Here is a 238-nt window from a genome sequence, read left to right as displayed (position 1 = left end):
AGCACGACTTCGACCTTCACCTTTGGCAAAAAGTCGACGACATATTCGGCGCCGCGGTAAAGTTCCGTATGGCCTTTCTGGCGACCGAAGCCCTTCGCTTCTGTGACAGTGATGCCTTGCAGGCCGACTTCCTGAAGGGCTTCCTTCACTTCGTCGAGCTTGAAAGGCTTAATGATCGCTTCGATCTTTTTCATGAGAAAATGACTCTCCGCTTCTCCCGTTAACGCGGGCAAATTGC

The 238-nt window shown here is 52.1% G+C and carries 1 protein-coding gene; it reads right to left on the bottom strand.

Features of this window, described 5'->3' with window-relative positions:
* Positions 1 to 194 (bottom strand): P-II family nitrogen regulator (locus ACPYOM_RS23795; RefSeq protein ID WP_481347875.1); only part of this gene is annotated, 194 nt, incomplete at its 3' end.
* Between the last annotated feature and the right edge of the window lie 44 nt (positions 195 to 238).

The sequence above is a fragment of the Monashia sp. HAY1-2A genome (assembly GCF_056755315.1).
This window is presented reverse-complemented; position numbering and strand designations above follow the sequence as displayed.